Annotated in this window: 11 protein-coding genes and 1 riboswitch; all 11 genes read left to right on the top strand. The window is 38.9% G+C overall.

Features of this window, described 5'->3' with window-relative positions; genetic code table 11:
* Positions 1–9: 9 nt before the first annotated feature.
* The 11 genes from ABDZ91_RS08635 to ABDZ91_RS08585 all read left to right on the top strand — a co-directional run bounded on the left by ABDZ91_RS08635 (position 10) and on the right by ABDZ91_RS08585 (position 12,150).
* Positions 10–1,233 carry a cysteine desulfurase gene (locus ABDZ91_RS08635; protein ID WP_425541811.1) on the top strand — a complete coding sequence of 408 codons (1,224 nt, stop codon included), beginning with the start codon at positions 10–12 and terminating at the stop codon, positions 1,231–1,233.
* Positions 1,223–1,651: a Fe-S cluster assembly sulfur transfer protein SufU gene (gene sufU / locus ABDZ91_RS08630; RefSeq protein ID WP_343798104.1), complete on the top strand. Its 429-nt coding sequence runs from the start codon at positions 1,223–1,225 to the stop codon at positions 1,649–1,651. Before ABDZ91_RS08635 ends, sufU begins: the two co-directional genes overlap by 11 nt.
* Positions 1,652–1,686: 35 nt before the next feature.
* Positions 1,687–3,084, top strand: a complete 1,398-nt coding sequence (gene sufB / locus ABDZ91_RS08625) for a Fe-S cluster assembly protein SufB (RefSeq protein ID WP_343798102.1) — start codon at positions 1,687–1,689, stop codon at positions 3,082–3,084.
* Positions 3,085–3,479: 395 nt separating this feature from the next.
* Positions 3,480–4,337 (top strand): DUF72 domain-containing protein, encoded by an 858-nt coding sequence (locus tag ABDZ91_RS08620; RefSeq protein ID WP_343798100.1) that lies wholly within the window; start codon positions 3,480–3,482, stop codon positions 4,335–4,337.
* A gap of 19 nt (positions 4,338–4,356) precedes the next feature.
* Positions 4,357–5,727, top strand: coding sequence for a bifunctional metallophosphatase/5'-nucleotidase (locus ABDZ91_RS08615; protein WP_343798098.1), 1,371 nt, complete (start codon positions 4,357–4,359; stop codon positions 5,725–5,727).
* 64 nt (positions 5,728–5,791) lie between these two features.
* Positions 5,792–6,094, top strand: a complete 303-nt coding sequence (locus tag ABDZ91_RS08610) for a YunC family protein (RefSeq protein WP_343798096.1) — start codon at positions 5,792–5,794, stop codon at positions 6,092–6,094.
* Positions 6,095–6,311: 217 nt separating this feature from the next.
* A complete protein-coding gene (locus ABDZ91_RS08605) occupies positions 6,312–7,400 on the top strand; it encodes an HD-GYP domain-containing protein (RefSeq protein WP_343798094.1) in 1,089 nt (362 codons plus the stop codon).
* A gap of 84 nt (positions 7,401–7,484) precedes the next feature.
* Positions 7,485–8,243, top strand: coding sequence for a sporulation protein YunB (gene yunB, locus ABDZ91_RS08600; protein ID WP_343798092.1), 759 nt, complete (start codon positions 7,485–7,487; stop codon positions 8,241–8,243).
* A gap of 112 nt (positions 8,244–8,355) precedes the next feature.
* Positions 8,356–8,537: riboswitch (Lysine riboswitch) on the top strand.
* A 137-nt stretch (positions 8,538–8,674) separates the two neighbouring features.
* Positions 8,675–10,264 (top strand): Na+/H+ antiporter NhaC family protein, encoded by a 1,590-nt coding sequence (locus ABDZ91_RS08595; protein WP_343798090.1) that lies wholly within the window; start codon positions 8,675–8,677, stop codon positions 10,262–10,264.
* 240 nt (positions 10,265–10,504) lie between these two features.
* A complete protein-coding gene (locus ABDZ91_RS08590; protein ID WP_343798088.1) occupies positions 10,505–12,046 on the top strand; it encodes a sodium-dependent transporter in 1,542 nt (513 codons plus the stop codon).
* Positions 12,046–12,150, top strand: coding sequence for a methionine/alanine import family NSS transporter small subunit (locus ABDZ91_RS08585; RefSeq protein WP_343798086.1), 105 nt, complete (start codon positions 12,046–12,048; stop codon positions 12,148–12,150). The genes ABDZ91_RS08590 and ABDZ91_RS08585 overlap by 1 nt, the downstream gene beginning before the upstream one ends.
* Positions 12,151–12,182: the final 32 nt, after the last annotated feature.

The raw sequence follows: 12,182 nt of genomic DNA, 5'->3' as shown, positions 1-12,182 counted from the left end.
ACTATTTCTATGCAAGATGTTCGTCAGCTTTTTCCAATCTTACATCAAGAGGTAAATGGTAACCCTTTAGTATATCTAGATAGTGCAGCAACATCCCAGAAGCCACTTTCTGTTATTAAAGCATTAGACGAGTATTACCGAGGGTACAACTCAAACGTCCATAGGGGAGTCCATACATTAGGGACGAAAGCTACCGATGGTTACGAAGGAGCTCGTGAAAAAGTTCGTGCATTTATCAATGCAGCCTCAACAGAAGAAGTCATCTTCACTAGAGGTACTACAACGGCTTTGAACATGGTTGCATCAAGCTATGCAAGAGAAAATCTAAATGAGGGTGATGAAATTGTCATCACCTACATGGAACATCACAGTAATATTATTCCGTGGCAGCAGGTTGCAAAAAAAACAGGAGCTACACTCAAATACATTCCACTTGAAGAAGATGGAACTATCTCTATAGAGAAAGTGGAAGAAACGGTTACTTCGAATACGAAGATTGTCTCAATGGCACACGTTTCAAATGTATTGGGTACGATTAACCCAATTAAAGAGGTAGCCAAGATTGCACACAGCCATGGTGCCATTATGGTGGTGGATGGTGCTCAAAGTACCCCACATATCCGAGTGGATGTCCAAGATTTAGATGTTGATTTCTTTGCCTTTTCATCTCACAAAATGTGTGGTCCAACTGGAGTCGGGGTTTTATACGGTAAAAAACACTTGCTCGAGAACATGGAACCTGTTGAATTTGGTGGAGAAATGATTGACTTTGTAGGTTTGCATGATTCAACTTGGAAAGAGCTTCCTTGGAAATTCGAAGGTGGTACACCTATTATTGCAGGTGCCATTGGACTTGGAGCGGCAATAGATTTTCTTGAGGAAGTTGGCCTTGAGAATATTGAAGCTCATGAGCACAAACTGGCGGAATACGCTTTGCATAGAATGGCAGAAATAGAAGGAATTACTGTATTCGGACCAAACGATCCAATGAATCGGGCAGGTCTTGTAACGTTTAATATTGAAGGGGTTCACCCTCATGACGTAGCAACGGTTCTGGATGCAGAAGGGATTGCTGTTCGCGCAGGACACCATTGTGCCCAACCGTTAATGAAGTGGCTGAATGTTTCAGCTACTGCTCGGGCAAGCTTTTACCTATACAACACTACCGATGATATCGACAAATTGGTAAAAGGACTTGTTAAAACAAAGGAGTATTTTTCTGATGTCTTTTAATAACCTTGATACTTTATACCGACAAGTAATCATGGATCACTATAAAAACCCTAGAAATAAGGGGAAGCTTGAAGATGGTACCTTTACAATCGACATGAACAATCCTACGTGTGGTGACAGAATTAACCTAACGATGAAGGTGGAAGATGGCGTTGTAAAGGATGCTAAGTTTGAAGGTGAAGGCTGTTCCATTTCAATGGCATCGGCATCTATGATGACCCAAACGATTAAAGGCAAAGATATTGAGACAGCGTTAAAACTATCCAAAATCTTTTCTGATATGATGCAAGGGAAAGAGTATGATGATGATATTGATTTAGGTGATATTGAAGCCTTACAAGGAGTGGCTAAATTCCCTGCTCGTATTAAATGTGCAACACTTTCGTGGAAAGCCATGGAAAAGGGTTTAAAGGAATAAGCCAGTGTATTTCCAAAAGAATGGAGGAATGACGGATGGCTAAAAAAATGCCTGAAATCGGCGATTATAAATACGGGTTTCATGACAGAGACGTATCGATTTTCCGTTCGAAACGTGGTCTAACTCGTGAAATCGTTGAAGAAATTTCTAAAATGAAAGAAGAACCTCAGTGGATGCTAGATTTCCGTCTGAAATCACTAGAGCACTTCTATAATATGCCTATGCCACAATGGGGTGGCGATCTTGGCGGTTTGAACTTTGATGAAATCACGTACTATGTAAAACCATCTGAGAAGTCAGAGCGTTCTTGGGATGAGGTGCCTGATGAAATCAAGCAAACGTTTGATAAATTAGGAATTCCTGAAGCAGAGCAAAAATATCTTGCAGGGGTATCTGCTCAATATGAATCTGAAGTTGTATACCACAACATGAAAGAAGATTTAGAAGAGATGGGTATTGTCTTTAAAGATACGGATTCTGCTTTGAAAGAAAACGAAGATATCTTTAAAGAGCACTGGGCAAAAGTAATCCCAGCAACAGATAATAAATTTGCAGCTTTAAACTCAGCCGTTTGGTCTGGGGGATCATTTATCTACGTACCAAAAGGAATTAAAGTTGAAACGCCTTTACAAGCTTACTTCCGTATTAACTCTGAAAACATGGGTCAATTCGAGCGTACGCTTATTATCGTAGATGAAGGAGCTCATGTACACTATGTAGAGGGTTGTACAGCGCCTGTTTACACAACAAACTCACTTCATAGTGCGGTTGTAGAAATTATTGTTAAAGAAGGCGGCTACTGCCGTTATACAACGATTCAAAACTGGGCAAACAACGTCTATAACCTTGTTACAAAGCGTGCCGTTTGTGAAGCGAACGCAACCATGGAATGGATTGACGGTAACATCGGTTCTAAATTAACAATGAAATACCCAGCCGTGATCCTTAAGGGTGAAGGTGCTCGTGGTATGACATTATCCATCGCACTTGCTGGTAAAGGTCAACACCAAGATGCTGGAGCGAAAATGATGCACTTAGCTCCTAATACATCTTCTACAATCGTTTCGAAGTCTATTTCGAAGCAAGGTGGTAAGGTAACGTACCGTGGAATCGTTCACTTCGGGCGTAAAGCACACGGTGCTCGTTCAAACATCGAGTGTGACACGCTAATTATGGATAACCAATCTACTTCGGATACAATTCCATACAACGAAATCTTGAACGATAACATTTCCTTAGAGCACGAAGCAAAAGTTTCAAAAGTATCTGAGGAACAGTTATTCTACTTGATGAGTCGTGGAATCTCTGAAGAAGAGGCAACTGAAATGATCGTAATGGGCTTCATCGAGCCATTTACTAAAGAACTTCCAATGGAGTATGCGGTTGAAATGAACCGTTTGATCAAGTTCGAAATGGAAGGATCTATCGGATAATAAATGTTAGCAAAACCCCTGAATCGCCAATGTGCGGTTTGGGGTTTTTTTTTGAATGAGGCCCTTGGTGGGGCTTCTGAAGAATATATCACAAAACTTTTGTTCCATTTCTCACTTTTTCTGGAATATTCGGCACACATTCTTTGATTTCTGTTCCGTTTCTTACTTAATCTGGAATATTTGGCATACATTCTTTGGTTTTTGTTCCGTTTCTTACTTTTTCTGGAATTTCCGGCACACATCTTTGGTTTCTGTTCCGTTTCATACTTTTTCTGGAATATTCGACACGCATTCTTTAGTTTCCGTTCCATTTCTCCAAAAACGACTTATTTAACAAAATCCGGCTCCTAAGTTTCCACCCTCAAACTATGATATGATAAAATCGGTGATTACATATGATATATATAGGTCTTGCAGGCTGGGGAGACCATGATCGATTGTATGAAGGAGGCACTCCTCAGAAGGATAAGTTAAAAACGTATGCTTCCCATTTTCCAATTGTAGAGGTGGATTCGTCTTTTTACGCTATTACAAAAGAGTCCACTGTCGAGAAATGGGTACAAGAGACGCCACAAACCTTTCAATTTGTAGTCAAGGCATATCAGGGAATGACAGGTCATAATCGGGGAGATATTCCGTTTTCAACAAAAGAAGAAATGTTTCAGGTGTTTAAACAGTCCATACGGCCTTATATTCAACAAAATAAGTTAGCCATGGTATTATTTCAATTTCCACCGTGGTTTGGCTGTACGAAGGAAAATGTGCAGTATTTGAGATGGTGTAAGGATCAAATGGGTGATATTTCAGTTGCTTTAGAATTTAGAAATCAAACTTGGTTTTTAAATGATTTCAAAGAGAGAACACTGGAGTTTATGAGAAAAGAAGGGTGGATTCATAGCATTTGCGATGAGCCTCAAGTGGGGATGGGATCTGTACCGACTATATTAGAATCTACCACTCATGACAAAACATTGATCCGTTTTCATGGCCGTAACGAAAGTGGATGGCAAAAGCAAAAAGACGTTAACTGGCGCGATGTACGCTATTTATACCGCTATAATCAAGAAGAGCTGGAAGAATGGAAAGCCAACATCAATCTACTTCAAGAGAGAAGTAAGGACATTTATGTCATTTTCAATAATAATTCGGGTGGAGATGCTGCTGAAAATGGACAAATGATGATAGAGCTATTAAATCTCCATTACGAAGGTCTTCACGATCGACAGTTAGATTTATTTGATGATTTCATATAAAAAATAAAAGAGGTTATGAATGATGGAAGTTATCCACTTTTATCACACAAATGATTTACATAGCCAATTTGATAAATGGCCGAGAATCAATCGCTTTATAAAGAATAAAAGAACAGAGCATGAGAGAAATTCAGAAGAAGTTTTTGTTTTGGATATTGGGGATCACGTAGATCGTGTTCATCCTTATACCGAAGCCACATTTGGTCAGTCAAATATCCAACTCCTAAATGATGTACAAGTGGATATGGCCACAATCGGCAATAACGAAGGAATAACCATGCCCTTTGAAGCACTGGATCAATTATATAAGGACGCTAAGTTTGAAGTGCTGATCAGTAATCTTTATTATCCTAATAAAGAAAGACCAAAATGGCTGAAGCCTTATACTATACATGAAACTAGACAAGGGACGAAAATAGGTTTTATTGGATTAACCGTCTTTTTTTCGAAGTTTTACCAAGAACTTGGCTGGCATTTGTCGGAACCGCTTGAGGAACTTGAAAAACAGATTTCTGAAATTAAGGGTGCCGTAGACATCCTCATTCTTCTCTCGCATTTAGGAATAAATGAAGATGAAGAAATTGCAAGAAGATTTCCTGACATTGATATTATTATGGGCGGGCACACTCACCATATTTTAGATCAGGGAAAGCTTGTGAATCAGACTTTACTAGCATGCGCAGGTAAGCATGGGAATTTTGTTGGCCATGTAGAAATGGTCTGGGACGGTTACACGGTAACTTCTAAGAAAGCCGAATTATATGATTCAAATCAATTGCCTGCTCAAAAAGAGGACGATAAATGGGTTAAGGATTGGCGTGAGCTTGGGGAAACCCTTTTACAAGAAGAAGTAGTTCAATTGCCTAATACTTTGAAAAGCAATTGGGAGCAAGAGACGAAACTATCTCAATTACTAGCTGAAGGAATAAGAGAATGGTGTGATGCAGAGGCTTCCATTTTAAATTGCGGGCTTTTCTTAAAGGACTTAGAAAAAGGTCCAGTAACGAAACTTGATATTCATCAACTCCTCCCACATCCAATTAACCCATGTACAGTATGGATAGATGGGCAAGAATTGATAGAGGTTGTTAAACAGGCGCTAGAGGAAAAATGGATGGACTGGATTTTAAAGGGATTAGGTTTCAGAGGCAAAGTAATGGGAATCTTTTTATTTGATGGAATTACGGTTCAAGATGATTCATCAACGAGGAAAATTTTGTTAAATAACGAGCCAATTGATCCTAACCGCATTTATAAAATTGCCACCATCGACATGTTTACTTTTGGGCATTTCTTTCCTGAAATTTATCGTGCTGAGAAGAAAGACTTTGATATGGCACATATGATTCGTGATGTTATGGAGTGGAAGTTAAAACGAACATTTTCTTAATCAGGATTCACCGGACGATAATTCCGTTCATACAGTGATAATGAACGGAAGGAGAGATGTAAAAATGATGAACCTTTCACCTATTGTGATTGAGGGTCATACGTTTTTAGGGGTAACGGTAGCCTTACCCAAAACCAATTTAACTATTGTGACTTCTGATAAGGGATATATAATGTGTGGGGCACTAGACGTTGCTCTGTTAAGTGAGAAATTAGCAGACCGGAAAATTATCGCAGGTCGTGCTGTAGGAGTTAAAACCCTGGAAGAGCTACTGGAGGCACCACTTGAGTCTGTGACAGGTGAAGCTGAGAAGCTTGGTATTTATAAAGGGATGAAGGGCAAGGATGCCATGTTGAAAATGATATAAAATACTGAGGTGGCTACGGCCGCCTCTATTTGTTTAGAGTTACAAAGCTCACAAATCACACGAAAAAGTACGTTTTTAGTCATAAATTCACGTACATTTCGTCAAAAAAACACATTATTTTCACTTCATCCTTGAAAGATTGACTGAAAATAAGGATAATAATAAAAAAGGATAATATTTCTACGACAAGAAAACTTTACTAGTATAGGAGTTTCATATGAGATTATTATCAGTTCAATCTTTGCGACCAGGTATGAAGCTCGCAAAGCCTGTAATGAACGAAAAAGAAAAAATTCTCCTAAATAAAGGTGTAGCTGTTACGGCTAGAATGATCAAGCGATTAGATGATTTACATATAAAATATGTTTACATTGAAGATGACATCTCGAGTGGAATTGAACCAGTTGAGGTCATCCCATTTGCTATGAGAAGAAAAGCAACTGGCACCATTGAATCCACTTTTAGAGAGTTAACAGGCAGACAACAAAGGCACGCAAATATTGTTGTTGAGAAAGCAACCAAACCTTTTAAAGGTGTTGTAAAGGATTTATTAACTCATATAAAAGAGAATCGTGATGTAGTTACCCTAATGACAGATGTGATTGTATACGATGAGTATATTTTTAGTCACTCCTTCAATGTCACGTTATATTCGTTGGCGATTGGGATGGAAATGAAGCTTCCTGAGAGCCAGTTAGAATTATTGGGACTAGGTTCCATTCTACATGATGTGGGAAAAATGACGGTTCCGACAGAAATTCTAATGAAGCCTGGTAAATTAACGGATGAGGAATTTGAAGAAATTAAAAAGCACTCCGAAAACGGCTTTCAAATTCTTCGAAACGTTCATACCGTACCGTTAGTGGCTGCCCATTGTGCCTATCAACATCATGAACGTTTAGATGGTTCTGGATACCCTAGAGGACTGAAAGATAAAGAAATTCATAAGCTAGCGAAAATAATAGCTGTTGCGGATGTTTTCGATGCGGTTACTTCCAACAGGATATATCGTGGCGCTATGCTTCCTCATGAAGGCTTAGAAGTCTTGTACTCAGGTTCGGGGCAGTTATTTGACAAAGATATTGTGAATGCTTTTAGAAAATCAGTTGCTGTGTATCCTATTGGAATTACAGTCACCTTAAACGATGGAAAAAAAGGAATCGTAAGTGGACATCATTATGGCTTAAGTGAAAGACCTATTCTACGAATTATTGAAGAGAATGGAGTAACGATTCAACAGCCTTATTCGCTAGACCTAAAAGAGAGAAAAGATTTAATCATTAGTGCATGTGGAGATGCTTCTTAAACCTTGTACCTGTTAGATTATAAAATTTTCAATGCTAATCCCCCCTTATCAAGCATATAGATAGCTTGTAAGGGGGGATTGTCTTTGCGTAAATTTAGTGTCAAAAAGCCAAAAAAGGGCCCTTTGCCATTACGTCATGTCTTTATCATCACCTTTATATTTTTCATCATCACAACATTTTTTAGTTTTTGGCTGATCGATAAGGGACTCACCCCAACTTTAATGAGTTATGCAGAAGTAAAAACAAAGCAAATTGGAACCATGGTTATTACAAAAGCTGTTAATAAAAAAATTGCTAATTCAATTGAGTTAAGTGACGTTGTTGTTCAAGTAGAGGGGGACTCTTCAAAGGTATTTAATATGGAGATTATCAATCGCGTTGGTACTGAGGTAACGAGTTTGATTGATTCAAATCTGAATAGAGCAGAGAGTGGAGATTTAAGTTCGCTACAATCATTAACAGATGTAGAAATTGAATTGGAAGAATCAGGGACTAGCGAAGGTATTGTTTTCTTAGTGCCTCTTGGTCAAGCAACGAATAATGCATTGTTTGGTAACTTAGGACCAAAAATTCCGATTCGATTTCATGCTGTTGGGAATGTTCAAACCAATCCGCGAATTGAAACACAAGAGTATGGGATTAACAATGCAACACATGTAGTTTATATAGATATCACGGTAAACATTCAAATCATCATGCCATTTCAAACGAAAATGACAGCGATTCAGCAGTCTGTTCCTATTGGCTGGACAACAGATCCTGGTGAAGTACCTCAATTTTATGGACCAAGCAACGGCAGAGAGGGAGCAGGTCCATCCATTGAGCTTCCAACGGGACCATAACCAGCTTCCAAAAATTACACTTGATAGTAGCCTACTTTTTTGATATTGTTTGTACGTGCTCGTTTTAGTGTCAAAACGACATGTTCAATTAAATATTTCACCTTATCATATCCGGTGGGGTAGAGGTGCAAAATTAAAAAGTAGGCTATTGGAGGATGACAACGAAGAAGATAGCCAAAAGGTAATTTTGCCGAAGTAATAATGCTGGAGTCAACCACTTTATTGCTGGGGTAGTCTTGAATAAGGACTGCACTGTCATTATGGGGAATCTCATAATGGGGAGCTACAGATCGTGATGGAGAATGTTTAAATCATGAGTAATGATGGATCCTCTCTATCTTTACTCTTTTTTATTGCCTTTCTTTATCTATTCATTATAACCTTCCATACATCTATAGTTCCTCTAAAAAAACTTAGAGGAGGAAACTCACATGACACAATCCATTTTTTCTTTATTGCCGCCACTATTGGCGATTGTAATGGTTCTCATTACACGAAGAGTATTATTATCCCTAGGAATCGGGATCATCAGTGCAGCGATTTTACTTGCAATGGATGCAACTGATGGAATTGGTTCAGTCGTAACAGAATCACTATCGATTCTTTGGACATCTTTCTACTCCGTTTTTGTATCCCAAACAGACACAGGGTGGGAATTGAATACATGGAATGTTTACATTCTATTATTCTTACTTTTGCTAGGTATTATCACCGCTTTTATCATGGTTTCAGGTGGTAGTCGTGCCTTTGGAGAATGGGCTCTTTCAAGAGTGAAAACGAGAAAAGGGGCTCAATTTGTAACAGCTATTTTCGGTGTTCTTATTTTTATTGATGACTACTTTAACAGTTTAGCTGTAGGTCAAGTTTCACGGCCTATTACAGACAGACATAGAGTATCAAGGGCAAAATTAGCATACCTTATTGATTCAACGGCAGCTCCTGTTTGTGTGGTATCTCCAATTTCTAGCTGGGGTGCTTCTATTATTGCCACAATTGGAGGAATTTTAGCTGCGAATGAAGTGACTCAGTATACGGCATTTTCAGCATTTATCTGGACAATTCCAATGAACCTATATGTTTGGGTGGCATTAGCATTAGTTTTTATTTTAGTTGCGAAGCAAACAGACTTTGGACCTATGAAGGTTCACGAACAGCGCGCTATCAAGACAGGGGAAGTTTATGATCCACAGAAAGAGATTCCTGGTGAGGTAAAGCAAGAACTACCAGAGAATAAAAAAGGCAAAGTAAGAGATTTAATTTTCCCGATTATTGGGCTAGTTATTGGTACAGTAGGTGCTATGCTTTGGACAGGATATCAGGCTGCTCAATCAACAAATATCTTTACTATTTTTGAAAATACAGATGTTACGCTCTCTCTGATTATTGGTGGATTAGTTGGTTTAACCGTTACTCTTGTCCTTTTCTTCTTGCATGTTGGAAAGAAAAATGTAGAAGGTAGCACAATCCTACCAGTCACGATCGAAGGGATTAAATCCATGTTGCCAGCCATTTATATTTTAGTTTTTGCATGGATGATTGTTGGTTTAATTAGTGATCTTCAGACTGGTGAATTCATAGCTGAAGAATTTAAGAAGATGAATTTAAATATTGGCTTCCTTCCGGTTATTATTTTTATCATTGCAGGTGGAATGGCATTTGCAACCGGAACAAGTTGGGGTTCATTCGGTATACTTTTACCGATTGCTGGTGAGATTGCAGCCGTTACAAGTATCGACATTCTCATTCCTGCTTTTGCTGCAGTATTAGCAGGTGCGGTACTTGGGGATCACTGTTCACCAATCTCTGATACGACGATTCTTTCTTCTACGGGAGCAGGCTGTAATCATATGGATCACGTCACAACTCAGCTTCCTTATGTACTTCTAGCAGGAGCTATTTCCGCTGTAGGATTCTTAGTATTAGGATTGACGAGTAATACCTTATTAGGACTTGCGACATGTGCTGTTTTACTAGTAGGGGTTTGGTTTTTCCTTCCTAAGTCCTCGCAGTCTAATGCATAATATAGAAAAGAACAGGTGATAGCCTGTTCTTTTTTTATATAGTCAGAATATACATTGTGGAAAGAAAGGAGGGAAGAAAACGTTTACATGAAATCGTAAGACAAATTTACTAAAAATGGCTTTGACAGACTGGGACGAGATGTTTATACTAGTCGTTAGAACAACTAGAAAATTCAGAAAATATCAAACAATTAGAATGTTTACATTTGTTATTGAAAATAATTTGTTGGGGGGATTTACATGGAAAATCGTGCCCAGTGGGGAACGAGAGCAGGATTTATTCTTGCGGCTGTTGGTTCAGCTGTAGGACTAGGAAACATTTGGCGTTTTCCATACGTCGCTTATGAAAATGGAGGAGGAGCATTTTTCTTACCGTACTTATTTGCATTATTAACTGCTGGTATTCCGCTCCTAATTCTAGAATTCACTATGGGTCATAAGTACCGTGGATCAGCACCATTATCGTACGCTCGGATGAGTAAAGGTGCCGAGTGGATGGGATGGTGGCAAGTAGCCATTTCATTCGTAATTTCAACTTACTATGCAGTTATTATTGCATGGGCAATGGCATACGCATGGTTCTCATTCGGACAAAAATGGGGAGATGATCCAACTGGTTTCTTAGTTGGTGATTATTTACAAGTAGGAGCAGCTGGAGAAGTTGGGTCACTCGTTCCAGGTGTGTTCTTCCCACTCATTCTTGTATGGGTAATTGCATTAGGTGTCCTTTTCAAAGGGGTTAAAAAAGGAATCGAGGTTGCAAACAAAATCTTCATTCCAACTCTAGTTGTTTTATTCTTAATTCTAGTTATTCGCGCTGTAACACTTCCAGGTGCGATTGACGGGCTAGATGCATTCTTCAAGCCAAACTGGAGTATGATTGCAGAGCCAGATGTTTGGGTTGCAGCATACGGACAAATTTTCTTCAGTTTATCTATTGCTTTTGCGATTATGATTACGTATTCCAGTTATCTTGGAAAAAAATCGGATATTACAAATAACGCATTTATTACTGGTTTCAGTAACTCTTCTTTTGAACTATTAGCTGGTATTGGGATATTTGCAGCGCTTGGTTTTATGGCCAGTGCAACGAATGCAGAAGTAGCTGATGTTGCTGCTGGTGGAGTAGGGTTAGCCTTTATGGTATTTCCTGAAATCATCAACGAGTTTCCAGGACTTAATGGTTTATTTGGATTCCTGTTCTTTGGATCATTGGTTTTAGCAGGACTTTCATCTCTCATTTCAATTGTGGAAACGTTTGTTGCTGCGGTACAAGAGAAGTTTAATGTATCTCGTACAAAAGCCGTTGCTTTCGGTGGAGGTTTGTCAGCCGTTGTTTCCATTCTATTCGCTACACAAGGTGGACTAAACTTCCTAGATGTAGCTGACTACTTCATCAACCAATTTGGTGTTGCCTTAGCTGGACTATTTGAAGTTATCTTCATTGCTTGGTTTGCTAAGCAACTTAAGCCACTTCAAAGTTATGCTGATGCGGTTTCTGATATTAAATTAGGAGCTTGGTGGAGAATCTGTCTAGGTGTCGTAACACCGGTTGTGCTTGGTTACATGATGCATGGATTGTTCAAGCAAAACCTAGTCGGTACATTTGGAACTGAAAATGGTTACTATGGAAACTACCCAACAGAGTTTATCTTTAACTTCGGATGGTCAGTAGCTGTTGGAGCAATTGGTGTAGCTATTCTATTCACACATATGAAATCTTGGAAAAAGAACACGCTTGATATTCCTGTTTCAACGAATAAAAAGGAGGTATCTAGCTAATGAGTGGTAGTGCGATTGTTATGGCTGTGATTGGTGTTTTAGTTATTTGGGGAGGATTAGCTGCAAGCTTAATGCACGCAGCTAAAAAATCTAAATCATCTTAAAAATAGGAGGACTGTGTGGAGTATTGTCACAC

Origin of the sequence: Bacillus carboniphilus (assembly GCF_039522365.1) — a bacterium.
Taxonomy (GTDB): domain Bacteria; phylum Bacillota; class Bacilli; order Bacillales; family JC228; genus Bacillus_BF; species Bacillus_BF carboniphilus.
The sequence above is the reverse complement of the archived record's forward strand: the minus strand, read 5'-3'. Positions and strand labels throughout refer to the sequence as shown.